The sequence below is a fragment of the Agarivorans sp. D1326 genome (genome assembly GCF_056958115.1).
The window spans coordinates 86,737-113,311 of sequence record NZ_JBTWEN010000009.1; the positions used below are offsets into that span (position 1 = coordinate 86,737).

A 26,575-nucleotide genomic window follows, 5' to 3' on the forward strand; every position below is an offset into this window, starting at 1 on the left:
CGCCGACAATATTTTAATTTAGAAACTGAATACCGGTTGTTGGTATGCAGCTGGTGCTTCGGCTTTGTCTTCGAAAGTAACAATTTCCCAAGCATGTTGTTGCTCAAGCATTGCACGCACTAAGTTATTGTTTAGTGCATGGCCAGATTTATGAGCGCGTAAATGACCTAGGATGGGTAGTCCTGCCATGTACAAATCACCCACTGCGTCTAACAACTTGTGTTTAACAAATTCATCATCATAACGAAGGCCATCTTCATTAAGAATTCGATATTCATCTAACACTACTGCATTTTCTAAGCTACCGCCTAAGGCTAGGTTCTTAGATTGCAAATACTCAATGTCACGCATGAAACCAAAAGTACGCGCGCGGCTAATATCTTTAACAAAGCTATCAGCTGAGAAGTTCATCGAAATCGATTGATTACGACCTTCCATTGCTGGGTGGTCAAAATCGATTGAGAAATCGATAGTAAAACCGTCATTACCTGGCAATAACTCAGCCCATTTATCTTCGTGTTCAACACGAATAGGCTGTTTAATGCGAATAAATTTCTTTGCCGCTGCCTGCTCTTCGATACCCGCAGATTGTAATAAGAATACAAATGGGCTTGAGCTACCATCCATAACCGGAAGCTCAGGAGCATCAACGTCAATAATCAAGTTATCCAAGCCTAACGCAGCAACCGCAGCCATTAAGTGCTCTACCGTTGAAATACGGTTACCCGCATCATCGATAAGACACGTACATAACATAGTGTCACGCACTAACTCTGCTTTTGCAGGGATCGTTACAACCGGATCGAGATCGGTACGGTTAAACAGGATACCTGTATTTGCAGGAGCAGGACGTAAGACCATGGTGACCTTGTGTCCGGAATGCAAACCGATCCCTGTCGCTTGTACTGACTTTTCAAGAGTCCGTTGTTTAAGCATAAAAATTCCTCTGCTTTACGACCAATAAACTAGAATGGTCGGACATCTTAACATAAGTTTGAGACACATCACAAACTTTTGTCTAAAACTTCACCATTTCCTAACAGATTAATCTGCTTGGCGACGCAAAAATGCTGGGATGTCTAAATAGTCACCATCCCCTGCGGTATTACGCGGCTCAGCGTTCACAACTGCTGCAGGCTCTTCAACCATTGGTGCTGAATCCATAGGCGTAGTGCGAGCAACTGGCTCAGCATTTACTGCTTGTTGCTGAGGTTTAACGATAGAAATATCTGGGCGACGCTCTGCGCCAATACCAGTAGCAACTACGGTTACACGCAATTCATCACTCATTTCTGGATCGATAACCGCACCAACCACTACCGTTGCATTCTCAGAGGCGAAACCTTTAACCGCATTACCTACTGTTTCGAACTCTTCGATGCTCATATCAAAGCCAGCAGTGATATTAACTAAGATACCGCGTGCACCAGCTAAATCAACGTCTTCTAGTAATGGGCTAGAGATAGCTAGCTCAGCTGCTTCTTCAGCGCGATCTTCACCAGATGCGATCCCGGTACCCATCATTGCAGTACCCATTTCACGCATTACCGTGCGAACATCGGCGAAATCCACGTTAATTAAACCTGGGCGTGTGATTAGCTCTGCAATACCTTGTACAGCACCAAGCAATACGTTATTTGCTGCTTTAAATGCATCCAGTAAAGATACACCTCGGCCCAATACCTTTAACAGTTTGTCGTTCGGAATTGTAATCAAGGAATCAACGTTTTTACTAAGCTGCTCAATACCTTGCTGAGCATAGCTAGTACGTTTTTTACCTTCAAAGCCAAAAGGTTTAGTTACAACAGCAACAGTAAGAACACCCAATTCTTTTGCTACTTCTGCAACTACTGGTGCAGCACCAGTACCAGTACCACCGCCCATGCCGGCTGCGATAAATACCATATCGGCACCTTGCAACTGGCTCATGATCGCATCGCGATCTTCCATTGCAGCTTCACGCCCTACTTCAGGGTTAGCGCCAGCGCCTAATCCTTTGGTGATAGCACCACCAATTTGCAGGGTGTTGTCTGCACCTGAATTACGCAATGCCTGAGCATCGGTATTAATGGTGATAAACTCTACACCTTCAATTGATTGTGCAACCATGTGCTCAACAGCGTTACCGCCGCCACCGCCCACACCTACAACTTTAATTACCGCTTCATCGGTATGACTATCCATAATCTCAAACATAGTTCTCTCTCCGCTTGATTTTCGCTATTTAGCAAAAACTAAAATTCACCCTTAAACCAACTGTGCAATCGCTTGGCGATATTGCTAACACTGCTAATGTTCTTTACTTCAATTGGTTTTTCACTTTGGTTTTCCATTCCGTAATGCAACAAACCTACTGCTGTAGAGTAAGTTGGCGCTTGTACGTATTCTGTCAGGCCAGCCACATTATTGGCAGAGCCAACCCTAACCTGACACTGTAAAATCTTCTCAGCGCATTCAACTACGCCTTCTATTTGAGCTGCGCCGCCAGTCAGCACCACGCCAGCACCTAACTGCAGCTTGGTTCCCTGCGCTTGCAAATCTTCAGTAAGCTCGTCGAGCTTGGCTTTAATCATGCCAAACAATTCGCTATATCGAGGCTCGATAACTTCTGCCAAGGTTTGTCGCTGTAAACTGCGTGACGGCCTTCCACCCACACTTGGCACTTCAATGGTATCGTCTCGGCTTACCATACTGCCTAAGGCGCAGCCATAGCGCACTTTTACCGCCTCGGCGTCGTTAAGTGGTGTGCCAAACACAGTAGCAATGTCACGAGTAACCGAGGTTCCTGCAAACGGTACTACCGAGGTGTGGCGCAGCGCACCACTGGTGTAAACTGCGATATCCATGGTCCCTGAGCCAATATCAACCACACATACACCCAATTCTTTTTCATCTTCGGTTAACACCGCATAACTAGAAGCCAAGGCTGAAAAAATCAACTGATCAACTTTCAAGTCACAGCGCTCTACACACTTAACAATGTTTTTAACCATGTCGTTATGGCAAGCAATTAAATGCACTTTTGCTTCCATACGAACACCAGACAAACCAATCGGATTTTTAATTCCTTCTTGGAAGTCGATGGCAAACTCTTGTGGCAATACATGTAGAATGCGGTGCTCATCTGGCAATTTTACTGATTTAGCCGTATGAATCGCATTATCTACATCATCTTGAGTGACTTCTTCGTCGCTAATTGGCACCATGCCCTTTTCGTTTAAACAACGAATATGACGACCAGAAACACCTAAGTAAACAGAACTAATTTTGCAATCAGCCATTAACTCCGCTTCTTGCAGCGCGCGCTGAACGGTCTTCACTACAGAATCAAGGTCATTTACACCACCTTTATCCATACCTTTAGCCGGATGACTACCTACACCGATAATGCTCATCTCATTGCTAGGCAAAATCTCGCCAATTAAGGCGGTGATTTTGGCACTACCAATATCGAGGCCAACGATCAGTTTTCTATCCGTTACTTTGGTCATCTATTGCCAAACCTTCCTGTTTCTTCCATCCCACTGCAAATCCAGTGTCATAGCGTAAATCTATATAATCCACCGCATTCGGTTTTAATCTCGGATACACCGACACAAAACGCTCTATGCGATTTAACTTATCTTCTTTGCCCAGCTTTAAAACAATTCCGCTGGCTAATTCTACTTGCCATGCATGGCGCTCGTTTAGCGCCAAACTAACAATGCTTAACTGGCGAGCTTGCAGTACTTGCTGCAGCTGGCGAAAAGTAGCTAGCACAGCTTCTGCCTGTTCATCGGGCCCACTTAGTGAAGCCAATGCTTTGGTCACTCTCTGTTGCGGCGCTTCAAAAATCTGCCCTTGCTGATTAAGCAAAGCGGCATTATTCCATCGCGCCACTACCTCTTGTTCTTGCAACGCAATCGACAGTTTATCTGGCCATTGCTTACGAACGGTTACCTGCTTAACCCAAGGCAACTGCTCTAAAGCAAGCTTCACCTCAGAAACGTCGAGGCTAAAAAAGTTACCCGCTTCTGGCAAAGCCGCTAAGCTTTGCTGTAATTCTTGATCGAGCACGTAATCACGTTTACCCGATACCAACAACCGAGTCATTGGACTCAATTGCTTATCACTTACACTGCTGTACACCGAGAGCACTGAATAAGCTAAACCCAACAACACTGCACAAAAAAATCCCACTCCAGCCCAGTAGCTTGCCCGCTGCTTTTGCTGGTCACTTAGCGTCATGACTAGTGCGCCAAATCCAAAATACTGACGACAAGCTGGTCAAAACTCAAACCATGCTGCTTTGCAGCCATAGGCACTAAACTTTTTTCAGTCATACCCGGTGAGGTATTCACTTCCAACAAATACCAATTGCCTTGTTGGTCGGCCATAAAATCAACACGCCCCCAACCTTCACAATCCACAGATTTAAACGCCTTTAAGGCAATATCGGCTAGCTGCGACTCTTGCGCCTCAGTTAAACCACTAGGGCAGAAATACTCGGTAGAACTGCTTTGGTACTTAGCGCTGTAATCATAAAAACTATGTGGCGTTTGCATTCTAATTGAAGGCATTACCGTGCCACCAACAATAGACACCGTGTATTCTGCGCCAGTAATCCACTGTTCAATCAATACTCTAGAGTCGTATTCAAAGGCATTTTCAATCGCTTCTTGTAACTCTTCAACACTGTTGGCTTTAGCCATGCCAATACTAGAGCCTTCTAGCGCCGGCTTTACAATAACCTCGCCAGACAACTTGGCTAAAATGCTCGCTGCTTCGTCCGGCTTGTAGCTATCTCGTTCTACAATCGCGTACGCCGCTGTTGGCAAGCCAATATTCTGCCAAATTTGCTTACAGCGAATTTTGTCCATTGCTAAAGCCGAACCAAGCACTCGACTACCGGTATACGGTAAACCTAAATACTCAAGTGCACCTTGTAAGGTTCCGTCTTCGCCACCTCTGCCATGCAAGGCAATAAATACATGACTGTATTTTTTTTGCTTAAGCAAATTTAAATCAAAACCTTTGGTATCTACGCCTTCTGCATTAATACCAGCACGAAGTAAACCCGCCAGCACTGCGCTACCCGATTTTAAAGACACTTCGCGCTCAGCTGAATCGCCGCCATACAGCACTGCTACTCGATTCATTCGTAAACTCGCCATTAACTTTCACTACCTTTAAGCTTGCTAATGTTTAACTGTAACTCGCCCAACTGACGCGCTAAAACTCCAATGTTGCCCGCGCCTTGGGTTAACACCACATCGCCATCTTCAATGACATCAGCCAATAAGCCATTTAGTTCACTAGGCTGCTTTACGTAGATGGGTTCCAAACCGCGCTGGCGCAGACTTCGACACAATGCGCGACTGTCTGCACCGGCAATGACTTCTTCTCCAGCCGAATACACCTCAAGCAGCAGCAAGCTATCTACTTGCGCTAATACATCCACGAAGTCTTCATATAAGTCGCGAGTACGTGAATAGCGGTGCGGTTGAAATGCCATCACTAAACGACGCTCAGGCCAAGCGGCACGTGCAGCCTTCACCGTTGCCAGAACTTCTGTTGGGTGGTGCCCGTAGTCGTCCACTAACAAGGCTGAGCCAATACCTGTCGCAAACTCGCCGTATTGTTGAAAACGACGACCAATGCCGGCAAAACGATTTAAGGCTTCTACAATTGCAGCATCTTCAATGCCGTCTTCGCTGGCTACAGCAATGGCTGCCGCCGCATTTAGGGCATTGTGCTCACCTGGCATATTCAACGATATATCAAGTTGCTCACAATCTTTGCGGTTTACCGTGAATGAGCAGCGATCACCTTGCTGAGCAAAGTGAGTAATACGAACATCAGCTTCTTCTGAGAAGCCATAGGTAATAATCTGACGACCAATTTGTGGCAGTAAAGCCTGTACACCTGGGTCGTCAATACACATCACCGCCACTCCGTAAAATGGCAAGTTATGTAAGAAGTCGATAAACGTTGCATGGAGCTGAGCTTCGTCACCGCCATAGGTCTCCATATGGTCGGGCTCTACATTAGTGACCACTGCAACCATTGGCTGCAAATGCAAAAAAGATGCATCACTTTCATCGGCTTCTGCAATTAGGTAACGGCTATTGCCTAAACGTGCGTTGGTACCTGCGCTATTTAACAGACCACCAATAACAAAAGTAGGGTCCAACTCTGCTTGCCCATAGATGCTGGCAATTAAGCTGGTTGTTGTGGTTTTACCGTGTGTACCGGCTACCGCAACGCCGTGACGATAACGCATCAATTCAGCTAGCATTTCTGCACGACGAACCACTGGAATACGCGCAGCTCTGGCAGCTTGTACCTCGGGGTTATCTTCTTTAATAGCGGTAGATACCACCACTACATTAGCACCCTCGATATTGCTTTCACTGTGTTCGAAGAACACCTCGGCGCCAACACCTTGTAAGCGCTCTGTCATGGCACTCGCGGCTTGGTCTGAACCTGATATTTGATAGCCCTCATTAGCCAATACCTCGGCAATACCGCCCATGCCGGCACCACCAATTCCCACGAAGTGAATTCGCTTCACTTTGCGCATTTCTGGAATCATGGTTCGTAATTTGGCTAACTCAACTTTACTCATCTAACTACTCTTTAATTAACGCTTGGCACACCGCTGCTACTTTGTCAGTGGCATCGGTGATTGCCTGCTTTCGTGCATTGCGAGCACAAGACAAACGCAATGCAGGATCAGCAAATTCATTCAGTACTGCCGCAATATTTTGCGGCGTAAATTCTGTTTGTTTTAACAAACGTGCGGCATCGGCTTTAACCAAAAACTGAGCGTTTTTGGTTTGATGGTCATCAACGGCATAAGGCAGCGGAACAAAAATAGCCGGGATCCCCGCTGCAGCCACCTCTGACACCGTTAGCGCGCCAGCGCGACAGAGTATCACATCTGACCATTGATAGGCTGCTGCCATGTCATCAATAAATTCGACAATTTTAGGTGCTTCGCTCAAATTTTTATCAAGTTCTTGCTGGCGGTAAGCATCCACTGCGCTGCTATGTTTGTTTTTACCCGCTTGGTGCCAGATTTTTAAATCAAGTTGGCTTTGTTTTATGCCCTCAGCTAACTGCTCGTTAAACACCTGTGCCCCTAAACTGCCGCCAATCACTAACAAGTTAAAACTGGCTGAATCACTTTCACTCTTTTCTTCCAAAGCTAATACCGACTCACGCACTGGGTTGCCAACCACTTCGGCTTTATCTAAGGCTCCCGGAAACGCCATTAGTACTTTGCTGGCAATTTTGCTCAGCATTTTGTTGGTTAGACCAGCAGCCGCGTTTTGCTCATGCAAAACCAATGGTTTTCCTAGTAACCATGCCGCTATACCGCCAGGGCCACTGGCAAATCCGCCCATACCTAATACAACATCAGGTTGATAGCGCTTAATGACAGCTCGGGCCTGACGAACCGCATTAAGCAATTTAAACGGTGCCGCCAGTTTGCGCAGAAAACCATTGCCACGAACCCCTTTAATGCTAATAAAGTCGATAGGGTAACCATGTTTAGGCACCAATTGAGCTTCCATACGCTCGGCTGTTCCTAACCACGACACATCCCAGCCCTGCTCAGCCAATTTATCGGCGACTGCTAAACCCGGGAATACATGACCACCTGTGCCACCTGCCATTACTAATAGTTTATTTTGCTTAGCATTAACCATGAGCATCTCTCTTATAGGCCTGACAGTTGGCCAATCGAAGTTCATGATCAATTCGCAGTAAGATAGCGACTGCTATCGACATCGCTAATAAGCTAGAGCCACCATAAGAAATCAACGGTAAGGTTAACCCTTTAGTTGGCACCAAGCCTGAAGCTGCGCCTACATTTACCATGGTTTGAAAACTAAACCAGATACCAATACCGCAAGCTAAGTAACCGGCAAACGCTTGCTCTGCCAGTAAAGCCTGCTTACCAATTTTCATGGCGCGGCTTACCAACAAAATAAGTAGCAACAAAACCGCGCAGACACCGATAAATCCGAGTTCTTCGGCTAATACAGCAACCACAAAATCGGTATGCGCTTCTGGCAAGTATTCAAGCTTCTGAATAGAGTTCCCCAAACCTTCGCCTAGCCAGTCGCCTCGACCAAAAGCCATTAGAGATTGAGTTAGCTGATAACCACTACCAAAAGGATCTTGCCAAGGGTCTAGAAAAGAGGAAACTCGGCGCATTCGGTAAGGTTCAGCGATAACCAAAGTCACCACCGCTACCACACCAGTAAAAATCAAACCAAAGAACTGAATAAGCTTGGCGCCTGCTAAAAACAGCATACCTACGGTGGTAACAAACATAACTACCACACTGCCCAAATCGGGCTGTGCCAGCAGCAATACCGCCAAGAAGAAAAAGACGATAAGTGGCTTTAAAAAGCCTTTTAAGTTTTCACGTACCTGCTCATGGCGACGCACTAGATAACCGGCTAAGTACGTGAACAACGCGAGTTTGGCAAACTCGGCAGGCTGCACATTAATCGGCCCTAAACCAATCCAGCGACTACTACCGTTAATATTGCGGCCAATCAGCAATACCAATACTAAAGCAACACCCGACAATAGCAGTAATTTAGCATTATGAGATTGCCACCATGCCAGCGGGATTTGCACCACAAAAGCCATAGCGGCTAAACATAACAACAAATAAATACCGTGCCGTTTAGCAAAACGGAATGGATCGTCGTTAATCGCGATGCCTTCTGGAATAGATGAAGATGCCACCATCACTAGCCCCATCACCATTAGGCATAAGGCTAACCACAATAAATGACGGTCGAACAAAAGCGGCTCTTGGCTTTCTTTAGCGGCTGGGTTTAACCACTGTATGGTATTCTCGAACCAAAGTGGTTTAGACATTACTTTCATAGCGCCTCCACCAGTTCGCAGAAATGTTGTCCGCGCACTTCAAAATTCTTATACATATCCAAGCTGGCGCAGGCTGGAGACAACAAAACTATGTCACCCTCTTTGGCTTGTTGCTGGCACCAACTAAAACTCTCTGCCAAATCTTCTTTTAGCTCGATACGCTGATCTAAATCTTTAAAGCGTTGCTTGTCTTTACCAAAGGCAACAACACCAGCAACTTGGCTGAAAGCAGCTTTTAACTCACTTAAATCGCCGCCTTTAGCATCTCCACCAGCGATTAACCAAAGCTGAGCTTGGCCACCAGCCAAGCCATTTAAGGCGGCTAAGGTAGCGCCAACGTTGGTAGCCTTAGAGTCGTTAATCCAAGCAATACCTTGTTTGCGAGCTACCAACTGACAGCGATGGGCTAAACCTTGATAGATTTTTGCGGCTTGCAAGCAAGCATCAATGTTAAGCCCTGCAGCCTCTGCTAAGGCCAAAGCAGCAAGTATATTGGCAAAATTATGGGTGCCTACCAGCGCCAACTCAGAGGTGGCTAATAGCGCTTGTTGCCCACGCATTAGATATTGCTGATCTTCACTTAAGCAATAATCAGCATCTAAATGAAGAGAAAAGCTTAAGCTGTTCTGGGGCTTGAATTGCGGCTGTGATAATTCGTCATCCAAGTTGATAACCGCATATTCAGCATTTTGGTAAACCGTTTGTTTAGCGGCAATGTAGTCGCCCATGCCTTGGTATCGGTCCATATGGTCTTCGCTAACATTCAGCAATGTAGCGGCTTTAGCGCGAAGACTCTTGGTTGTCTCCAACTGGAAGCTCGATAACTCAAGAACATATAATTCGATCTGCGACGAAAGCAAATCTAGGGCAGGCACGCCGATGTTACCGCCTACAGCAACATTAACTCCGGCGTGTTTAGCCATCTCGCCCAACAGGCTAGTGACTGTACTTTTACCGTTTGAGCCAGTAATCGCAATAATGGGGGCTTCGGCATAGTGACAAAATAACTCAACGTCACCGATTAGCTGAACTCCAGCTTTCGCCAAGCTTTGTAACTCTGGCGTAGCTAACGCGACCCCAGGGCTAACAATCACCACGTCACATTCAAGCAATTGCTTAAGGGGCAGCTCGCCACACACCACTTGCAAACTAGGGGGTAGCGAAGCTAAGCCAGGAGGCTGCTGGCGAGTATCACAAACTAAGGGCAACACTTCGTGCTTAAGTAAAAAGCGCACAGAGCTAAGCCCGCTGGCACCAAGGCCAACGACCGCATAGCGTAGTTGTGGCTGTAACTTACTCACTGTAATTACTCTTCCTATACTTTAAACAGCTCGCCTAACGCACCTTAAGGGTGGCTAAACCAATCAAAACTAAAATTAATGAAATAATCCAAAAGCGCACGATTACTCGAGGCTCTGGCCACCCTTTAAGCTCATAATGGTGATGAATCGGCGCCATTCGAAAAATGCGCTGCCCACGTAACTTATACGAGCCTACTTGCAGGATTACCGACACCGTTTCCATCACAAATACACCGCCCATAATCACCAGCAACAATTCTTGGCGAACCAATACAGCTACAGCCCCCAATGCTGCGCCTAGGGCTAGCGAACCGACATCGCCCATAAATACTTGAGCAGGGTAGGTATTGAACCAAAGAAAAGCTAATCCTGCTCCCACCATGGCGGTACACACCACCACTAGTTCACTGGCTTGTGGGATATAAGGGATAAACAAGTAGCTTGAAAAGTTTACGTGGCCGGTTAAGTAGGCGACGAGAGCAAAGGCTGATGCCACCATCACGCTTGGCATTATTGCTAGGCCATCTAAGCCGTCCGTTAGGTTAACGGCGTTGCTACTGCCTACAATGACCAAATATGTGAGAGGGATAAATAGCCAGCCTAATTGCGGCATAATGTCTTTGATAAACGGCAACACCAGTTGGGTTTGAGCCGCAGAGTCAGAACTCCAGAATAGATAAACCGCAACAATTAGCGCGACAACTGATTGCCAGAAATACTTCCAACGGGCAATTAAGCCCGCAGGGTCTTTACGGATAACTTTACGGTAATCATCAACAAAACCAATTGCGCCATAGCTACCAAATACAAATAACATCACCCATACATAAGGGTTGTCTAAACGCGCCCACAATAAGGTAGACAAAAACACCGAGGCAATAATCAGCACACCGCCCATTGTGGGAGTACCCGACTTGCTCAAGTGAGATTCTGGCCCATCGTTACGCACGGTTTGACCAATTTGTAACAACTGTAAGCGACGAATAAGCTTTGGCCCCATCCATAGTCCAAAGACTAAGGCGGTCAAAATGCTGACAATTGCTCTAAAGGTTAAATACCCAAATAGCGAAAATCCACTAAAGTATTGCTGCAGATATTCCGCCAACCAAACTAACATTCCAAACCCTTTTTATAATATTGCTGTAACTGTTTAACGACTTTTTCCATGTGGGTCGAACGAGACCCTTTAACCAACACAAGACACGGAGAATGTTGCGCTTCTAAGGCTGTGATAAGCTGCTCACAAAGCACTTCATGGTTGTCGAAACCGAGTGAAGACTGACCGATTTCAGCCAGCACTTCGTCAAAAGACGCGCCATAAGAATACAAGCTGATGTCACTGTCAAGTGCCCGTTTAACTAAGTCGTTATGCACCTGTTTAGTTTGCTGTCCCATTTCCCCCATGGCTCCAGCGATAAGGAAGCGCTTACCTTCAAAATTGGCCAAAATATTGATAGCCGCATTAAATGACGCCGGGTTAGCGTTATAGCTATCATCAATTAGCTGGATACTGCTATTTAACGATTGAACGTTCACCCGACCCGGCACTTTATCTAATTGTGCCAAGCCTTGGCTTACTTGCTCTAGCTTGGCTCCCATATTCAACGAAAGCGCAGCCGCAGCGACAGCATTTTTAACATTGTGCTCGCCCGCCAAATTAATTTGGATAAGCGCCTCACCGTTTGGCGTGTGCAATACAAAACGGCTGCCACTTAAACCTAGAGATTCGATAGCGCTGGCATAATAATCGGCATTAACCTTATCTAAAGAAAAATGCTCAATTTTAGCCGGACGAGCTACTTCATTTAAGTACTCTTGATAGCTAGATTGGTACTCACACAGCGCTAACTGCTCAGCACCTAGCTCGCCAAATAACTCAGATTTAGCTTTCAGCACGCCGTCTTGAGAGCCAAAGCCTTCAATATGCGCAGCAGATACATTATTGATTAAGGCAACCTTGGGTTTTACCAAGCTCACTGTGTAGGCAATTTCACCGATATGATTTGCGCCTAACTCTAATACACCCAACTGATGCGTCTCGGTCGCGCGAAGCAGCGATAAAGGCACCCCAATATCGTTGTTAAAATTGCCTTTGGTGGCTAATACCTCAAAACCCTGTGACAAAATGGCCGTGGTCATTTCTTTCACCGTGGTTTTACCATTGCTACCAGTAATGGCGCAGCAACTTAACGCCAACTTCTCTCTTACATAACTGGCCAGTTGTCCGAGCGCTAAACGGGTGTCTTTGACTAACAACTGAGGCACATCATGTGCTAATTCACGCTCGACTAGCAGCGCAGTTGCGCCTTGCTCAATAGCTTGTTGCGCGTAGTTATGAGCATCAAATCGCTCACCCACCAAAGCAATAAACAAGGCTTGAGACATCTGCTCGCGAGTATCAGTACTAATTGACTGAACAATTAAACTATCGCCCACTAGCTGAGCATCTAAGGCTTGTGTGAGTTCTGTAAGGCTTAAGGCAATCATGCTTTCGCCCCCACTAACTGCTTAACAACTGCGCGTTCATCATAGTCACGCACTTCAGCACCAATAATTTGATAGCTTTCGTGGCCTTTACCGGCCACCAAAATAATATCTTTATCGCGAGAGTGCGTAAGCGCATGTGCAATCGCCTCACAGCGATCGTGAATAATGGTTACGGCTTCAGCTTGATTAAAGCCAAGCAATATGTCGTCGGTGATCGCCTGAGGATCTTCAAACCGAGGGTTGTCGTCGGTAACAATCACTTGGTCTGCCAAGCGCTCAGCTATTTCTGCCATTAAAGGTCGTTTACCTTTATCTCTGTCGCCGCCACAACCAAAAATACAAATAAGCTCGCCGCTACAATGCTGGCGCAGGGCTGTTAAGGCTTTTTCTAAGGCGTCAGGCGTATGCGCGTAATCAACCACAACCGAACGTTTACCGGCAAATAACTCCATTCGACCAGGTACCGCACTAAGGGCAGGTAACTGAGTAAGTAAACTTTCTAATGGAAGACCTAAGAACCGCAAACAAGCTATAGCGCTTAGTAAATTATCAGCATTAAAACGCCCTAAAAGCGGGCTCTTAAAAGTAAGCTTTTCATGTCTTGTTTGTGGGCTAAACAAATAACCGCTTGCCCCTAACTCGCTGAACTGCAGGTTAGCGATTTGCCAATCGGCAGTGCTATCTTCTAAAGACAAAGATTGGGCACTTGGATAGTGCTGCAGCAACTGCTTGCCAAAACCATCATCAGCATTGATTAAACGACATTCTAAACTTGGCCAGTTAAATAAGGCTTGTTTCGCGCGGCCATACTCAGCCATGCTGCCATGGTAATCAAGGTGGTCTCGGCTAAGGTTTGTGAATATCGCAACCTTGAACGGCACACTCGCCACTCGCTGCTGCACCAAACCATGCGACGATACTTCCATAGCAACTAATTCATAGCCTTGCTGATTCATTTCGCAAAGCTGGCGCTGAATAGTAATCGCGTCGGCCGTGGTATTTTCACTCGCAACCAGCTTACCTGGCTCACCATTACCTAACGTTCCCATCACCGCAGCACGAATGCCACTTAGTTTTGCCAAGTTAGCAATTAAATGGGTTACAGTGCTTTTGCCGTTGGTACCAGTAACACCGACTAAAGTAAGCGGATTACCGTCTGGAAAATAGGCCGCTGACGCTAATTGCGATAACTGTTGGTTCAAGCGCCAAAAGTAAATGCAGGCAATTTGCTTGTGCCACACTATTTGACCATGAGATTTTTCATCATCCGCATCAGCAAGTACCGCCACAGCTCCAGCACTAATCGCTGAATCAATATAGTTACTGCCATCAACTTGGTGGCCTTTAACCGCAACAAATATATCGCCTTGCTCAATCTCTCTGCTATTTAGAGAGAGGTGGTTAAAGCTGATGTCTGGGGCAACCGTTACCGAAAATTTAGCCAACAATGCAGACAAACTAGGTTTCACCATTATTGCCTCCATTTAGCTGTACCACTTGGCTGGTATTATCATCGGGGGCAACATTTAAATACTGTAATCCGCCTTGCATCACTTTCGAGAAAACCGGAGCGGCAACGTCGCCGCCATAATAGCGGTCAGTTTGTGGTTCATTAACAAACACAGCAATGGCAAGTTTAGGGTTACTCACTGGAGCAACGCCCGCAAAAATAGCAACGTAGTCATCACCATAACCACCACGAACAGCTTTACGGCTGGTGCCTGTTTTACCCGCCACACGATAACCTGGTACTGCGGCTTTCTGCCCGGTACCGCCATCTTGAATAACCGATTCCATCATCTCTAGCACTGCTTGTGCTTTGTTTTGCTCAAACACTCTCTCGCCAGTGGCTGGCTGCTGTAACTTAATGATGGATGTTGGTCGAAATACTCCACCAGCTCCCATGGTTGCGTACGCTTGGGCGAGTTGCAGAGGGGTAACCATTAAGCCATAGCCAAACGACAAGGTAGCAAGTTCAAAATCTGACCAACGGCGACGCTGCGGCATTTGACCGCCCGATTCGCCGACTAAACCTAAACCAGCATCGTTACCAAAGCCCACATCGTAAAATGTATCAAGCATCCCCTCTACGCCCACTTTTAGGGCTAATTGGCTAGTGGCAACGTTGCTCGATTTTTGAATGACTTTGGTTAAACTAATTTCACCGTAGTTGCGCGAATCTCGAACTCTACGCCCGCCAATCTGCATCCAACCAGGGCTGGTGTTAATCATACTGTTTGAACGAATGTGGTCGCGCTCAAGCGCCGCAATAACCGATAGTGGCTTAACCGTAGAGCCCGGCTCATAGCTATCAGTTATTGCACGATTACGATAGCGATAACTTTGAAACTCGTTACGATTATTAGGATTAAAAGACGGGCTATTAGCCATAGCTAATACTTCACCGGTTTCAATATCTAACACGACCACACTTCCAGAGGTGGCTTTGGTCTCGGTGACTGCTTTTTTGAGCTCACGATAAGCGATTGCTTGGATCCGTTGATCAATACTTAAAGCAATATTCTGCGCTTGTTTAGCTTGATGAATAACATCCAGATCTTCAACTACGCGACCTAAGCGATCTTTGCGTACTTTACGCTTACCTGGTTCTCCAGTGAGCCAGTCGTCATAACTACGCTCAATGCCTTCTAAACCGTGGTCATCAATATTAGTAAAGCCAACAAGGTGAGCACTCACTTCGCCGGTAGGGTAAAATCGACGGGACTCAGGTTTTAAATAAACGCCTTTAATTTTGAGTTTGGTAACATAATCAGCAACCGCCGCACTTACTTGACGCTGTAAATAAACAAAACGACGTTTCGGATTGCTGACTCGTTGTTGCAAGCTATCTACGTCGGTATCTAATACTTTAGCCAAGGCTGCCCAAGCATCACGATTGGCTAAACTATTTTGGTCTGCCACATGTTTTGGGTCGGCCCAAATAGCGCGCACAGGTACACTCACAGCTAACTCGTTACCTAAACGGTCGGTAATTACACCACGCTCTGCATAGCCTGTTTTGGTGCGAATCGAGCGTAAGTCACCTTCATAAATAAGTTTATCCGGAGCAATAACTTGAATATAAGCCGCACGACTCACCAATGCAGTAAACACTAAGCAAACCACTGCCATCACCAGCACAAAGCGCCAGTGGATGAACAGTCCTTGTTTATTTGCCTTAGCATTCATTAGTTTGTGATTACCACTTGTTCTTCAATTTTGGGTCGGTGCATATCTAAACGCTTTTTAGCTATGCTCTCTACGCGGCTGTGTTCAGCCAGCGCATTTTGTTCTATCAATAAATGTCGCCATTCAACATTGAGTGCATCCCGGCTCATCATTAATGATTCTCGTTGTTCAACAAACATTCTGGTGTGGTGAGTTGTCCACACCACACAAAATGCCGAAACCACCGCAGCCACTAACAACAAAAAGTGCTGCTTGTTACGCCACACATCTTTCAAAATCGCCCGCAATAAATTGGGCTGGCGGCTAACCTCGTCCATTACAAACGTTTTGCTACCCGTAACACCGAGCTACGTGAGCGCGGGTTTACTTCAATTTCTGCTGCGCTCGGTTTTATCGCTCGGCCAATACTCTTTAAATAACGTCCGCTAGCTAACTGCTCTTCGGTAAGCGGCAAGCCTCTAGGAAACTGCTCGCCTTTTTCTTGCTTTCTAATAAAGCGCTTCACCATACGATCTTCTAAAGAATGGAAACTAATCACCGCTAAACGGCCATCGGTCGCTAAACTATTCATAGCGCCTAGCAAAGCTGTGTCTATTTCATCTAACTCGCTGTTAATATAAATACGAATGGCTTGAAAGCTGCGAGTAGCCGGGTGTTTGTATTTATCTTTAACAGGGCAAGCTTCATCAATAATCTTGGCCAGCTGCAAAGTGCTCGTAAGCGGCGTCTCTTCACGGGCATTCACTATCCCGTGAGCAATTCGTTTTCCAAACTTCTCTTCGCCAAAGGTTTTAATCACCCAAGCAATGTCTTCTTCCGCGGCATGAGTTAGCCATAGGGCGGCGGTTTGTCCTTGCGAAGTATCCATTCGCATATCTAAAGGGCCATCGCGCAAAAAGCTAAATCCACGCTCAGCGTCATCAAGTTGCGGGGACGACACGCCTAAATCCAGCAGTACACCATCAATTTTTTTTGCTAATCCCAACTCTGTAATGTATTGCTCAATGCCAGAAAAAGGGCCATGAACAATTTGAAAACGAGGATCGTCGGCAAACTGTTTAGCGGCTTCAATTGCGCGAGGGTCACGGTCGATAGCAATCAAACGCCCTTTGGGACCTAGTTGCTGTAAAATAGCGCGACTGTGCCCACCTCTGCCAAAGGTGCCATCCACGTAAATGCCATCTTCTTTAATGGCTAGGCCGTCGATACACTCTTGTAACAGTACCGAGGTGTGAACAAATTCAGTACTCATACTAAAGCGAAAAATCTTTTAGGTTATCAGTTAACATATCAACGACCTCTTCTAGGGCTATATCTGCAGCAATTTGTTGCTGCCATTGCTCTTCTGACCACAACTCAAATTTGTTGAGCTGGCCAACCAGCATTATTTTTTTCTCCAAACTTGCGTGTTGACGCAACGGAGGTGGAATTAACAAACGACCATTTTTGTCCATCTCGCAATCATCGGCATAACCCAATAGCAAGCGTTGCAAACGACGCTCTGCCGGGTTCATGCTAGATAAACGCTTGAGTTTACGCTCAATTTCTTCCCATTCAGCTAAGGGGTAAAGCAGTAAACAGCGATGATTTATATCAATGGTGCACACCAATTGACCGTGACACTCTTCCATCAACCACTCGCGATATCGGGTCGGCATAGTCATGCGTCCCTTCGCATCTAAGTTGATTGAGCTAGCGCCGCGTAACATCAGTGTTAATTCCCCATTTATCCCTAATTAATTCAGTTGTTGGGCAAACAGATCCACTATGATCCACTTTATCCCACAATTCACTAAGTTTAAGGACGAGTCTCGCCCTTTGCAAGCGACCTTGAGCAAGAAAATGAACAAAATTCCACCAACCCAAATAAAGAAAAGCCTAAAGACTTGATATACAAAGCGGCCACGCTACTTTTGGCTAAAAAATAATTAAAATTTAATGTCATATTAATTTTGAGGAATAGCGAACTGGAGGCATTAAAAAGGTAGTGAGTGCGAATTGTGTCATTGAATTGAAAAAGCCCTGTTGCTAAACAACAGGGCTTTAATAAAAAGGGAGTTGGCCGATAAGCCGGGTTTTGTCGTGAACAATCATTCGTCTAGGCCATTAATCGCTTAATGGCTCAAGCAGCCTACCCGCCCCCAACGCGGGTCGCGCCTTAAGGGGGCCTATTTGGCCTTGCTCTGGGTGGAGTTTACCTCGCCGCATACTGTTACCAGACGCGCGGTGCGCTCTTACCGCACCCTTTCAGCCTTACCTGTACTCCGAAGAGCCATCGGCGGTCTTCTCTCTGCTGCACTTGTCGTGGGCTCGCGCCCCCCAGGCGTTACCTGGCACCCTACCCTATAGAGCCCGGACTTTCCTCCCCTTCGCCCGTCTGCCACTCCCGAAAGAGCGCACAACGACGAAGCAGCGATTGCCTAGCCAACTCCGGTGGCGGACTATAGCAAACAATTATCAGCAAGAATAGCGCTTATTCGCCGTGCTTTAGTCCGTAATCATAAAGGGCGTTTTTCTTTAAACCATAAATTTTGGCGGTAAGTGCTGCGGCCTTCTTTAATGGCAATTCTGTTTGCAATAACTTAAGCGTATCTAAAGCATCTACCGGTAACTGCTCACTGTCTTTTTGGTAACCTGCCACAATTAGTACCATCTCCCCTTTTTGTTGATTGGGGTCGGCTTTAACCCAAGCAAGCAGCTCTGCAACGGGCAAGGATTTAATGGTCTCAAAGGTTTTGGTCAATTCGCGAGCAAGCACAACTTGCCTATCTTCCCCTAAGCAACTAACTATGTCGGCGAGGCTATCTAATATACGGTGAGGCGATTCGTAATACACTACTGTGCGAGTTTCTTGACGAAGTTCATCTAATCGCTCTTGGCGTGCTTTGGTTTTAGCTGGTAAAAAACCTTCGTACAAAAACCTATCTGTAGGTAACCCCGCTACCGACAATGCAGCAATAGCCGCGCAAGCGCCGGGTAACGGCACAACCGGGTAGCCTTTTGCGCGAAACGCGTTAACTAGGTGGTAGCCGGGATCATTGATCAGTGGCGTTCCTGCATCGGAAACTAACGCAATGTCATTTCCATCTAGCACTTGCTGCTCTAACCAGGCTATTTTTTGTTGTTCGTTATGATCGTGTACCGCCACACAGCGAGTACCAATTTCATAATGACTCAATAACCGGCCAGTGTTGCGCGTATCTTCGGCTGCAATCATCGACACATCCTTTAGCACTTGAATAGCACGCTGTGTGATATCTGCTAAATTGCCGATAGGAGTGGCTACAATATAAAGAGTACCGATGGCTGACATAAACTCACCTCTGATAAAAACGGCCTCTACTTTAATCAAAAGCCTCACTTGCCTCAATCTTTCACCACTTCGATTGTAGATTATTTAGCGTTTGGCTCTTAATATATGCACTAACTAATCAATACTAGTGGTATAAACCTTGAAACATAACCTGATCTCAGCGCTACGTTATCTCAGTTTAAGCCTTATGCTTTTGCTCGCAGCCTGTAGTAGTGGCCCAACCAAGCCGCCTATTGTTGCTATAGACCTTCCTTCTATTGCTGTTGCGCCTGAACATAATGCAGAGTTTTATTTGGATCAGGCTAGCGTTGCGCCAGTAGAGCAAACCTTTGAATGGGAGCTCCTTGCAGCTAAGGCTTACTACCAACAAGGCATGTTCCAAGCTGGTGATGCTGTAACCACATCCTTAAATAAACAAGCAAACACGGTACAACGTGGGGCAGGCTTGCGCTTAGTAAGCGCCTACGCTTTAGAGCTTCAAGGTCAATATACTCCGGCTTTAGCATTGTTAGATTTTGACCCAGCCTGGCAACTACCCGATGATTATTGGTATGCCTACTTTCAAACACGCGGCAAAATTTATCAAAAACAAAATAATCCTTTAGCTGCTTCTGGCGCTTTTATCGAGTTAGACCGTTATCTATCAGAAGATGCCCGAGAAGCAAACCATCAAACCATTTGGCAACTGCTTAAACCGCTTACCGCTTTTACTCTTCGCAGCTTTCAGCAGCCAGGTAACGAATTACGCAATGGCTGGTTAGAAATTGTTGCGATAAGTAACGAACCCAAGCAATCACCGGAGAAACTGGTTGCTAAACTACAAACTTGGAAAACCGAATATCCATCCCACCCTGCACTAGATTATGTAGCAGGAGATTTAGCTAAAGCGCTAAGCATTACTCCTTATACGCCACAAAAAGTTGCAGTTTTGCTGCCGTTAAGTGGTAAATACCAAAATAACGGTTTAGCGGTAAAAGACGGTTTAGTATCTGCGTTCTTAGATAGCCAAACAGAGTTTTCCAGTGACACAGAATTGGTGTTTTACGATACCCAGTCCCAAGCAATGGAAACGCTCTATCCTCAACTTGAGCAAGACCAAATCGATTTCATCGTTGGGCCGCTATTAAAATCGCAGCTACGCAGTTTGTTAAGCCTTGCTCCAACCCAACCGGTGTTCGCTCTTAACGATGTGCAAGCTGGTGAACAGGAGCAACAGTTCTTCTTCCCTCTCTCGCCTGAGGATGAAGCCAAACAAGCCGCTCAGTTTATGGCGCAACGTGAAGAGCAAAATCCACTGCTGTTAGCCCCACAAAGCAGCTTGGGCAAGCGCATGGCTGAATCATTTACAGAAGAATGGCAAACCCTTTCTAGCTCCCCTGTCGATGTTATCTACTACGCCAACCGCAACGATCTACAACGCGCAGTGCGTAAATTGCTGCATACCGATCTGAGCCAGCAGCGTATTAGCCAGTTTAAGCAAATTCTGGGACAGGATTTAGAAGCTGAAGTACGCTCTAGAAGCGATGCTAACTCTCTGTATTTGGTGGGCAACAATACAGAAACCAAGCTGATTAAGGCGTTTATTGATGTAACCGTAAGCCCATTTGCAGTAAGCCCACGCTTATATGCCAGCTCGCGCAGCTACGACAAAAATGATGAAACCAGCGAAAACGAGTTAGATGGCATTTACATCAGCGAGATGCCTTGGATATTAGAGCAACAGTCGGTAAATGCTATTCGCCATCAGCAGCTTTGGCCTAGCTCTTCAGACTCGCAGAAACGTTTGTACGCTTTGGGTTATGATGCCTACTCGCTAATTAGTCAACTAGCTCAAATGCGCGGCTATTCAGACTATCAGCTAAATGGTTTAACCGGAAAACTCAGTGTTAACCAACAAGGTTTAGTGATACGACAACTTACGTGGACTCAATATAAAGATGGCCAACTGGTTCCCTTGGAAATCCAAGCTAACACGCTTCAAGACCAAGATATTGAATAAAGGGCAAGCTGCAGAGCAGCAAGCGGCTAGCTATCTAAGCAAGCAGGGTTTACGGCTGATTGAGCAAAACTATCATTGCCGCCGCGGCGAGATAGACCTAATTTGTAAACAGGGCGACACCTGGGTTTTTGTGGAAGTTAAATACCGCAAAAGCCTTAGCCATGGCGGAGCGGCTGCAGCTGTCGACCAGCACAAAATGCACCGTATACTGCTTAGCGCACAACACTATTTACAACAAAAAAATTTGAACCAATTTGATACTGCAATGCGTTTTGATGTTGTTGCTATTCAAGAGCAAGCACCTTACCTAGAATGGTTTCAGAACGCGTTTGGGGAATAACATGCAAGAACGAATCAAAGAAATATTTAGAGAAAGCATACAAACCAAAATTGCTGCTGCAGAAGCACTACCCGATGCAATTGAAAAAGCTACAGTGATCATCGCTCAAGCATTGCTCAACGGTAACAAACTGCTCATTGCGGGCAATAGCGCTGGAGCGGCGCTCGCTCAGCAATTTTCAGCTAACTTGGTTAACCGTTTTGATACAGAACGCCCTAGCCTTCCAGCTTTAGCACTTAGCACCGACAGCTCAGTGCTAAGTGCCATTGCGAATGATTACTCCTTTGATGAAGTGTTTGCCAAACAAATTCGCGCACTAGGCCAGCAAGGCGATGTACTTGTTGCCATCTCCGATTCAGGTAACTGTCGCAACGTAATTAAAGCCATGGAAGCGGCAGTAAACCGCGACATGACAATTATTGCGCTAACCGGAAAAGATGGCGGTGAAATGGCCGGTCTGCTTAGCGAGCAAGACGTTGAAATTAGAGTGCCAGGTGAACAGAGCGTACGCATTAACGAAGTACACTTACTGGCCTTAAACAGTTTATGTGATTTAGTAGACCGTACGTTGTTTCCCCAACAGGAGGATTAAAGGATGTTACGTATCATCACCGTTGTTGTTTTGGCAGGGCTACTACAAGCCTGTGCTGGAGCAGTTGTAGTGGGTGCCGGAGTAGCAGCAGGTGCAGCAACAGATAGGCGCACCATAGGCACTCAATTTGATGACCAAACTATAGAACTTCAAGCACTTAGCGAACTGGGCAAAGAAGAGAGCATTTGGCGAGAAAGCAAGCTATCGGTAGTTGCGCTTAACGGCAGAGTACTGGTCATTGGCCAAACTCCGAATCAAGAATATTTCAACAAAATCACTCAAGTTGTCCGCGATGTAAGTGGTGTACAACAAGTACTCAACGAAGTACGCATCAAAGCACCTGTATCTTTAGGTGTACGTAGCAATGACTCTTGGATTACCACCAAAATCAAATTTAAGATCTACGAAGACAGCAAGCTTCCACCTGGTAAGATAAAAGTCATTACCGAAGACAGTGAAGTATTTCTTATTGGGTTTGTTACCGCAGAAGAAGAACGCTTAGCGATTGATATTGCCCGCCACGAGACAGGCGTAGCCAAAGTGATTAAAGTATTTGAGCTGATAGAAGCCAGCTAGCAAATTTAAAATAGATACAAAAAAGCGCCTTTCGGCGCTTTTTTATTTTACGATGGTGAGTGTCGGCTTCTTCGGAGTATCCTCTTTCACCGAAACATCTTCAGGCTGACTCTCAAGCTCTTCCACTTGCTCGTAAGCAGCTTCTGGCTCAAACACAGTACCTGCACCATTTTCTCGGGCATAAATCGCGACAACGGCTGCCATAGGCACATAAACCTGAAACGGTTTACCACCAAAGCGTGCGCTAAAACTTACGTGCTGTAAGTCCATATTAAAGGCCGCAATCGCCGACGGAGCAATGTTTAGAACAATCTGTCCATCATTAACAAATTGGCTGGGCACGGTCACGTTAGCTTGGGTAGCATCCACCACCAAGTGAGGAGTCAACTCGTTGTCTAACAACCAATCAAAAAAAGCCTTAAGCAAATAAGGCCTATTTGGGGTCATCTCTTCACTCATTAACCTAAAAACCCATCGCGAATTTCACGCTCTGCATCGGTCAGTGAAGCTTGGAACGATTCACGATCAAATACACGGATCATATAAGATTTGATTTCTTTAGAACCCGCACCTTCAAGTTCGATGCCTAAAGTAGGTAAACGCCATAGTAGTGGTGCTAAGTAGCAATCTACTAAGCTGAATTCTTCACTCATAAAGTAAGGCATTTCAGCAAAAACCGGTGCAATGCTTAACAGACTTTCTGTTAATTGCTTACGTGCAGCCTCGGCGTTCTCACCTTTTTCAATTTGCGCAACCAAGGTGTACCAGTCGTTTTTGATGCGGTGCATCATAAGGCGGCTTGAACCACGCGACACAGGGTAAACCGGCATTAGCGGTGGGTGAGGAAAACGCTCGTCTAAGTATTCCATGATGATCTGCGATTGGTACAACACCAATTCACGATCAACTAAGGTTGGAACAGAGCTGTACGGATTCAAATCAATTAAGTCTTCCGGTAAGTTGTCCGGATCTACCTGATTAATTTCTACGCTGACGCCTTTCTCAGCCAAAACGATACGTACCTGATGACTATATAAGTCGTTAGCACCAGAGTATAGCGTCATTACCGAACGCTTGTTGGCAGCTACAGCCATTGAATCCTCCAAAAACCATCTAAAATAAATACACAAACGGCAACAGCATAAATGCTATTGCCGATAATTAAATACTAGCTCAAGACTTAGTGTACGTCGCGCCAGTATTCTTTCTTCAATAGATAACTAATAATGAAGAAAATGAATAAGAAACCAAGCACCCAGTAACCAAGACGTTTACGCTCTAGCTGAATAGGTTCAGCAGAGTAAACTAAAAAGTTAACTAGGTCTAAAACAGCGTGGTCATACTCATCATCACTCATCTCACCACTGCCATCTGATTGGATGCCAACGTAGATTTGCTGATCTTCACCATCAATCATTCTTGTTTCATAAACCGCGTTTGGCACACCTTGCAACTCTTGCAATACGTGTGGCATACCAACACTTGGGAATACTTTGTTATTCACCCCAAATGGACGCGTCTCATCAACATAAAATGAACGTAAATAGGTATATACCCAATCAGCTCCACGAACTCGAGCTACTAAGGTTAAATCTGGAGCTGGCGCACCAAACCACTTAGCAGCGTCTTTTTCTTGGATGGCATTTTGCATCAATTCACCTGGTTTTACCCCGGTAAAAATCAAGTTTTCTTCCATTAACTTAATTGGAATACCTAAATCTTCTGCTACACGATTATAACGCTGGTATTGAGCACTATGACAGCCAAAACAGTAATTCATAAACAATTTCGCGCCGTTTTGTAACGAAGCTTTATCACTTAAGTCATAGTTCGCTTTGTCTAAAGGAACTGTCGAACCAGCGGCAAACGCCAAGCTAGGAACCAGCAACGCGAATGCTAAAAAAATATTTTTCATCATTTGGTCACCCTTTCTGGAACTGGCTTAGTTTTCTCGTTTTTACTGTAAATCCACAGTAGTAGGAAATAACCAAAGTAACCAACAGTTGCGATACGTGCGATCCAAGTTAATAGGTCGGTTGAAGGTAAAGCACCTAGCACCCCTAGAATCACAAAACATATAACAAACTGAGCGATGTTAAGCTTATGTATGACACTACGGTAGCGAATTGACTTCACTTTACAGCGGTCTAACCACGGTAATACAAATAACACCGCAATAGATGCGCCCATCATCACTACACCCAGTAATTTATCGGGTACCGCACGCAAAATTGCATAGAACGGTGTGAAATACCAAACCGGCGCAATATGTTCTGGCGTTTTAAGCGGATTAGCTGCTTCAAAGTTTGGCGGCTCTAGGAAGAAGCCTCCACCTTCTGGGAAGAAGAACATCACCCAACAGAAGAAGAACAAGAAGCCAACAATGGCGGCTAAATCTTTAACCGTAAAATAAGGGTGGAAAGGAATACCATCCTTCGGCCAACCATTCTCATCTTTGTTAGCTTTAATCTCGATACCATCTGGGTTGTTAGAGCCTACTTCATGCAACGCTACAATGTGTAAGAACACCAACATAACCAACACCAGGGGCAATGCAATAACATGCAAAGCGAAGAAGCGGTTTAAGGTTGCACCAGAGATAACATAGTCACCACGGATCCACAGGGTTAGGTCATCACCAATTACCGGAATAGCCCCAAACAGTGAAATAATTACCTGCGCGCCCCAATAAGACATTTGTCCCCAAGGAAGCAAGTAACCCATGAATGCTTCGGCCATCAATACCAAGAAAATTAACATCCCGAACAGCCAAATCAGTTCACGAGGTTTTTGGTATGAGCCGTAAATTAAGCCACGATACATGTGCAAATAAATCACCACAAAGAAGGCTGACGCCCCGGTGGAATGCATGTAGCGCAGTAGCCAACCATATTCCACATCACGCATGATGTATTCAATAGAGGCAAATGCTCCATCACCTGATGGGTTGTAATTCATAGTTAGCCAAATACCTGTAAGGATTTGGTTAACTAATACCACCATGGCAATAAAGCCAAAAATATACCAAAAGTTAAAGTTTTTTGGTGTTGGGTATTGGCCCACGTGTTTATTGTAGGTCTTGGTCAACGGGATCCGTTCATCGATCCAACCGATAAGTGCCTTCATCTTATGCCTCTCCCTGGTCCAAGCCGACCAAAATGGTGGTTTCATCAACATAGTGATGCGGAGGAACAACCAAGTTTAGTGGTGCAGGTACACTTTGGAATACTCGTCCGGCCATATCAAACTTAGAACCATGACAGGGACAGAAGAATCCATATTCAACACCTTGAACTTGCTCAGCAAAGCTGCCAGGTAAATAGGTGGGTGAACAGCCAAGGTGAGTACATAAGCCCACACCTACAAACAACTCAGGTTTGATTGAGCGGTGTACATTGACTGTATAATCGGGTTGTTGAGGCTCCTCTGAATCGGGGTCACGCAACCTATCACCAATGGTGTTTAAGTTATCTAGAACCGATTGAGGACGGTTAACCACCCAAACAGGTTTACCACGCCATTCAACACGTAGTAATTGTCCAGGTTCTATTTTGCTAATATCCACTTCTACCGGTGCTCCAGCTGCTTTAGCTTTGGCACTCGGATTCCATGAACTGATAAAAGGTACTGCGGCAAACGTAGCTCCTACACCACCGACAACAGCTGTTGTCCAGGTTAGGAAGCGACGGCGGCCAGCATCGACAGGAGCGTTGCTCATCCAATGTCTCTCCGGTAAGGATCCGCGCAATTATTGTAATTTTCCTTGCGGCATGCTGCACAAGGTAGCGTTTTTCTGCTACTGGTAGCGTTTACTTGCTACTACATTATTGCAGGTAAATGCGAACAAAATAGTAATAAAAAACACACAAATTGACAAGGGAAATCA

General features: G+C 45.7%; 26 protein-coding genes and 1 other RNA gene. 4 read left to right on the top strand and 23 right to left on the bottom strand.

All coding sequences use genetic code 11. The features are described 5' to 3' along the window. Positions 1-18: 18 nt before the first annotated feature. From lpxC to rsmI, 18 genes are all read right to left on the bottom strand, one after another. Positions 19-936 carry a UDP-3-O-acyl-N-acetylglucosamine deacetylase gene (lpxC, locus tag ACYFDN_RS16910; RefSeq protein WP_163134754.1) on the bottom strand — a complete coding sequence of 306 codons (918 nt, stop codon included), beginning with the start codon at positions 934-936 and terminating at the stop codon, positions 19-21. 108 nt (positions 937-1,044) lie between these two features. Next, a complete protein-coding gene (gene ftsZ / locus ACYFDN_RS16915) occupies positions 1,045-2,196 on the bottom strand; it encodes a cell division protein FtsZ (RefSeq protein WP_016400788.1) in 1,152 nt (383 codons plus the stop codon). Positions 2,197-2,234: 38 nt separating this feature from the next. Next, positions 2,235-3,491: a cell division protein FtsA gene (gene ftsA / locus ACYFDN_RS16920; protein WP_016400787.1), complete on the bottom strand. Its 1,257-nt coding sequence runs from the start codon at positions 3,489-3,491 to the stop codon at positions 2,235-2,237. Further along, positions 3,472-4,227, bottom strand: coding sequence for a cell division protein FtsQ/DivIB (locus tag ACYFDN_RS16925; protein WP_483512044.1), 756 nt, complete (start codon positions 4,225-4,227; stop codon positions 3,472-3,474). Before ACYFDN_RS16925 ends, ftsA begins: the two co-directional genes overlap by 20 nt. Before the next feature lie 2 nt (positions 4,228-4,229). Beyond that, complete coding sequence (locus tag ACYFDN_RS16930; protein WP_338622265.1) at positions 4,230-5,153, bottom strand: D-alanine--D-alanine ligase; 924 nt, start codon at positions 5,151-5,153, stop codon at positions 4,230-4,232. Continuing rightward, the gene (murC, locus tag ACYFDN_RS16935; RefSeq protein WP_483512045.1) at positions 5,153-6,607 is read right to left on the bottom strand and encodes a UDP-N-acetylmuramate--L-alanine ligase; all 1,455 of its coding nucleotides are present in this window, start codon (positions 6,605-6,607) and stop codon (positions 5,153-5,155) included. The genes ACYFDN_RS16930 and murC overlap by 1 nt, the downstream gene beginning before the upstream one ends. Before the next feature lie 4 nt (positions 6,608-6,611). Then, positions 6,612-7,694, bottom strand: coding sequence for an undecaprenyldiphospho-muramoylpentapeptide beta-N-acetylglucosaminyltransferase (gene murG, locus ACYFDN_RS16940; protein WP_483512047.1), 1,083 nt, complete (start codon positions 7,692-7,694; stop codon positions 6,612-6,614). Further along, positions 7,687-8,892: a cell division protein FtsW gene (gene ftsW / locus ACYFDN_RS16945; protein ID WP_152780602.1), complete on the bottom strand. Its 1,206-nt coding sequence runs from the start codon at positions 8,890-8,892 to the stop codon at positions 7,687-7,689. The genes murG and ftsW overlap by 8 nt, the downstream gene beginning before the upstream one ends. Further along, positions 8,889-10,193 carry a UDP-N-acetylmuramoyl-L-alanine--D-glutamate ligase gene (murD, locus tag ACYFDN_RS16950; RefSeq protein WP_483512048.1) on the bottom strand — a complete coding sequence of 435 codons (1,305 nt, stop codon included), beginning with the start codon at positions 10,191-10,193 and terminating at the stop codon, positions 8,889-8,891. Before murD ends, ftsW begins: the two co-directional genes overlap by 4 nt. Before the next feature lie 34 nt (positions 10,194-10,227). After that, positions 10,228-11,310: a phospho-N-acetylmuramoyl-pentapeptide-transferase gene (gene mraY, locus ACYFDN_RS16955; RefSeq protein WP_016400780.1), complete on the bottom strand. Its 1,083-nt coding sequence runs from the start codon at positions 11,308-11,310 to the stop codon at positions 10,228-10,230. After that, positions 11,304-12,680: a UDP-N-acetylmuramoyl-tripeptide--D-alanyl-D-alanine ligase gene (locus ACYFDN_RS16960; RefSeq protein WP_483512049.1), complete on the bottom strand. Its 1,377-nt coding sequence runs from the start codon at positions 12,678-12,680 to the stop codon at positions 11,304-11,306. Before ACYFDN_RS16960 ends, mraY begins: the two co-directional genes overlap by 7 nt. After that, positions 12,677-14,152 carry a UDP-N-acetylmuramoyl-L-alanyl-D-glutamate--2,6-diaminopimelate ligase gene (gene murE / locus ACYFDN_RS16965; RefSeq protein WP_483512050.1) on the bottom strand — a complete coding sequence of 492 codons (1,476 nt, stop codon included), beginning with the start codon at positions 14,150-14,152 and terminating at the stop codon, positions 12,677-12,679. The genes ACYFDN_RS16960 and murE overlap by 4 nt, the downstream gene beginning before the upstream one ends. Next, positions 14,139-15,869: a peptidoglycan glycosyltransferase FtsI gene (locus tag ACYFDN_RS16970; RefSeq protein ID WP_016400777.1), complete on the bottom strand. Its 1,731-nt coding sequence runs from the start codon at positions 15,867-15,869 to the stop codon at positions 14,139-14,141. Before ACYFDN_RS16970 ends, murE begins: the two co-directional genes overlap by 14 nt. After that, positions 15,869-16,186, bottom strand: a complete 318-nt coding sequence (gene ftsL, locus ACYFDN_RS16975) for a cell division protein FtsL (protein ID WP_016400776.1) — start codon at positions 16,184-16,186, stop codon at positions 15,869-15,871. The genes ACYFDN_RS16970 and ftsL overlap by 1 nt, the downstream gene beginning before the upstream one ends. Further along, a complete protein-coding gene (gene rsmH, locus ACYFDN_RS16980; protein WP_483512052.1) occupies positions 16,186-17,121 on the bottom strand; it encodes a 16S rRNA (cytosine(1402)-N(4))-methyltransferase RsmH in 936 nt (311 codons plus the stop codon). Before rsmH ends, ftsL begins: the two co-directional genes overlap by 1 nt. 1 nt (position 17,122) lies before the next feature. After that, on the bottom strand, positions 17,123-17,578 hold the full coding sequence (gene mraZ, locus ACYFDN_RS16985; protein WP_483512053.1) for a division/cell wall cluster transcriptional repressor MraZ: 456 nt from the start codon (positions 17,576-17,578) through the stop codon (positions 17,123-17,125). Between the two features lie 341 nt (positions 17,579-17,919). Further along, an RNA gene (gene rnpB, locus ACYFDN_RS16990) (RNase P RNA component class A) lies at positions 17,920-18,301 on the bottom strand. Positions 18,302-18,342: 41 nt separating this feature from the next. Continuing rightward, positions 18,343-19,182 carry a 16S rRNA (cytidine(1402)-2'-O)-methyltransferase gene (gene rsmI, locus ACYFDN_RS16995; protein ID WP_472590028.1) on the bottom strand — a complete coding sequence of 280 codons (840 nt, stop codon included), beginning with the start codon at positions 19,180-19,182 and terminating at the stop codon, positions 18,343-18,345. Positions 19,183-19,321: 139 nt separating this feature from the next. On the opposite strand from rsmI, the gene ACYFDN_RS17000 reads away from it, so the two are divergent. From ACYFDN_RS17000 to dolP, 4 genes are read left to right on the top strand one after another with little or no spacing between them, the layout of a single operon-like run. Continuing rightward, positions 19,322-21,181 (top strand): penicillin-binding protein activator, encoded by a 1,860-nt coding sequence (locus tag ACYFDN_RS17000; protein ID WP_483512055.1) that lies wholly within the window; start codon positions 19,322-19,324, stop codon positions 21,179-21,181. After that, positions 21,174-21,521 (top strand): YraN family protein, encoded by a 348-nt coding sequence (locus tag ACYFDN_RS17005; protein WP_246612310.1) that lies wholly within the window; start codon positions 21,174-21,176, stop codon positions 21,519-21,521. The genes ACYFDN_RS17000 and ACYFDN_RS17005 overlap by 8 nt, the downstream gene beginning before the upstream one ends. Position 21,522: 1 nt before the next feature. Further along, on the top strand, positions 21,523-22,113 hold the full coding sequence (locus ACYFDN_RS17010; RefSeq protein ID WP_016400769.1) for a D-sedoheptulose-7-phosphate isomerase: 591 nt from the start codon (positions 21,523-21,525) through the stop codon (positions 22,111-22,113). Positions 22,114-22,116: 3 nt separating this feature from the next. Continuing rightward, the gene (gene dolP / locus ACYFDN_RS17015) at positions 22,117-22,689 is read left to right on the top strand and encodes a division/outer membrane stress-associated lipid-binding lipoprotein (protein ID WP_152780615.1); all 573 of its coding nucleotides are present in this window, start codon (positions 22,117-22,119) and stop codon (positions 22,687-22,689) included. Positions 22,690-22,731: 42 nt separating this feature from the next. On the opposite strand, the gene ACYFDN_RS17020 is transcribed toward dolP, so the two are convergent. The 5 genes from ACYFDN_RS17020 to petA form a co-directional block, all read right to left on the bottom strand. Continuing rightward, on the bottom strand, positions 22,732-23,136 hold the full coding sequence (locus ACYFDN_RS17020; protein ID WP_152780617.1) for a ClpXP protease specificity-enhancing factor: 405 nt from the start codon (positions 23,134-23,136) through the stop codon (positions 22,732-22,734). A gap of 11 nt (positions 23,137-23,147) precedes the next feature. Further along, a complete protein-coding gene (gene sspA, locus ACYFDN_RS17025; RefSeq protein WP_016400766.1) occupies positions 23,148-23,783 on the bottom strand; it encodes a stringent starvation protein SspA in 636 nt (211 codons plus the stop codon). 86 nt (positions 23,784-23,869) lie between these two features. After that, positions 23,870-24,604, bottom strand: a complete 735-nt coding sequence (locus ACYFDN_RS17030; RefSeq protein ID WP_040306950.1) for a cytochrome c1 — start codon at positions 24,602-24,604, stop codon at positions 23,870-23,872. Further along, a complete protein-coding gene (locus ACYFDN_RS17035) occupies positions 24,604-25,815 on the bottom strand; it encodes a cytochrome b (RefSeq protein WP_016400764.1) in 1,212 nt (403 codons plus the stop codon). The genes ACYFDN_RS17030 and ACYFDN_RS17035 overlap by 1 nt, the downstream gene beginning before the upstream one ends. Before the next feature lies 1 nt (position 25,816). Next, positions 25,817-26,407 carry a ubiquinol-cytochrome c reductase iron-sulfur subunit gene (petA, locus tag ACYFDN_RS17040; RefSeq protein ID WP_016400763.1) on the bottom strand — a complete coding sequence of 197 codons (591 nt, stop codon included), beginning with the start codon at positions 26,405-26,407 and terminating at the stop codon, positions 25,817-25,819. Positions 26,408-26,575 lie beyond the last annotated feature (168 nt).

What these genes read in the sequence shown, in the direction of transcription:
- murE (WP_483512050.1), bottom strand. Translation starts at nt 14,152, where the DNA reads ATGGTGAAACCTAGTTTGTCTGCATTGTTGGCTAAATTTTCGGTAACG.
- ftsW (WP_152780602.1), bottom strand. Translation starts at nt 8,892, where the DNA reads ATGAAAGTAATGTCTAAACCACTTTGGTTCGAGAATACCATACAGTGG.
- ftsZ (WP_016400788.1), bottom strand. Translation starts at nt 2,196, where the DNA reads ATGTTTGAGATTATGGATAGTCATACCGATGAAGCGGTAATTAAAGTT.
- dolP (WP_152780615.1), top strand. Translation starts at nt 22,117, where the DNA reads ATGTTACGTATCATCACCGTTGTTGTTTTGGCAGGGCTACTACAAGCC.
- murG (WP_483512047.1), bottom strand. Translation starts at nt 7,694, where the DNA reads ATGGTTAATGCTAAGCAAAATAAACTATTAGTAATGGCAGGTGGCACA.
- ACYFDN_RS17010 (WP_016400769.1), top strand. Translation starts at nt 21,523, where the DNA reads ATGCAAGAACGAATCAAAGAAATATTTAGAGAAAGCATACAAACCAAA.
- ACYFDN_RS16960 (WP_483512049.1), bottom strand. Translation starts at nt 12,680, where the DNA reads ATGATTGCCTTAAGCCTTACAGAACTCACACAAGCCTTAGATGCTCAG.
- ftsA (WP_016400787.1), bottom strand. Translation starts at nt 3,491, where the DNA reads ATGACCAAAGTAACGGATAGAAAACTGATCGTTGGCCTCGATATTGGT.
- ACYFDN_RS17035 (WP_016400764.1), bottom strand. Translation starts at nt 25,815, where the DNA reads ATGAAGGCACTTATCGGTTGGATCGATGAACGGATCCCGTTGACCAAG.
- ACYFDN_RS16930 (WP_338622265.1), bottom strand. Translation starts at nt 5,153, where the DNA reads ATGGCGAGTTTACGAATGAATCGAGTAGCAGTGCTGTATGGCGGCGAT.
- ftsL (WP_016400776.1), bottom strand. Translation starts at nt 16,186, where the DNA reads ATGGACGAGGTTAGCCGCCAGCCCAATTTATTGCGGGCGATTTTGAAA.
- sspA (WP_016400766.1), bottom strand. Translation starts at nt 23,783, where the DNA reads ATGGCTGTAGCTGCCAACAAGCGTTCGGTAATGACGCTATACTCTGGT.
- mraZ (WP_483512053.1), bottom strand. Translation starts at nt 17,578, where the DNA reads ATGTTACGCGGCGCTAGCTCAATCAACTTAGATGCGAAGGGACGCATG.
- rsmH (WP_483512052.1), bottom strand. Translation starts at nt 17,121, where the DNA reads ATGAGTACTGAATTTGTTCACACCTCGGTACTGTTACAAGAGTGTATC.
- lpxC (WP_163134754.1), bottom strand. Translation starts at nt 936, where the DNA reads ATGCTTAAACAACGGACTCTTGAAAAGTCAGTACAAGCGACAGGGATC.
- ACYFDN_RS16970 (WP_016400777.1), bottom strand. Translation starts at nt 15,869, where the DNA reads ATGAATGCTAAGGCAAATAAACAAGGACTGTTCATCCACTGGCGCTTT.
- petA (WP_016400763.1), bottom strand. Translation starts at nt 26,407, where the DNA reads ATGAGCAACGCTCCTGTCGATGCTGGCCGCCGTCGCTTCCTAACCTGG.
- ACYFDN_RS17020 (WP_152780617.1), bottom strand. Translation starts at nt 23,136, where the DNA reads ATGACCCCAAATAGGCCTTATTTGCTTAAGGCTTTTTTTGATTGGTTG.
- ACYFDN_RS17030 (WP_040306950.1), bottom strand. Translation starts at nt 24,604, where the DNA reads ATGAAAAATATTTTTTTAGCATTCGCGTTGCTGGTTCCTAGCTTGGCG.
- rsmI (WP_472590028.1), bottom strand. Translation starts at nt 19,182, where the DNA reads ATGTCAGCCATCGGTACTCTTTATATTGTAGCCACTCCTATCGGCAAT.
- mraY (WP_016400780.1), bottom strand. Translation starts at nt 11,310, where the DNA reads ATGTTAGTTTGGTTGGCGGAATATCTGCAGCAATACTTTAGTGGATTT.
- murC (WP_483512045.1), bottom strand. Translation starts at nt 6,607, where the DNA reads ATGAGTAAAGTTGAGTTAGCCAAATTACGAACCATGATTCCAGAAATG.
- ACYFDN_RS16925 (WP_483512044.1), bottom strand. Translation starts at nt 4,227, where the DNA reads ATGACGCTAAGTGACCAGCAAAAGCAGCGGGCAAGCTACTGGGCTGGA.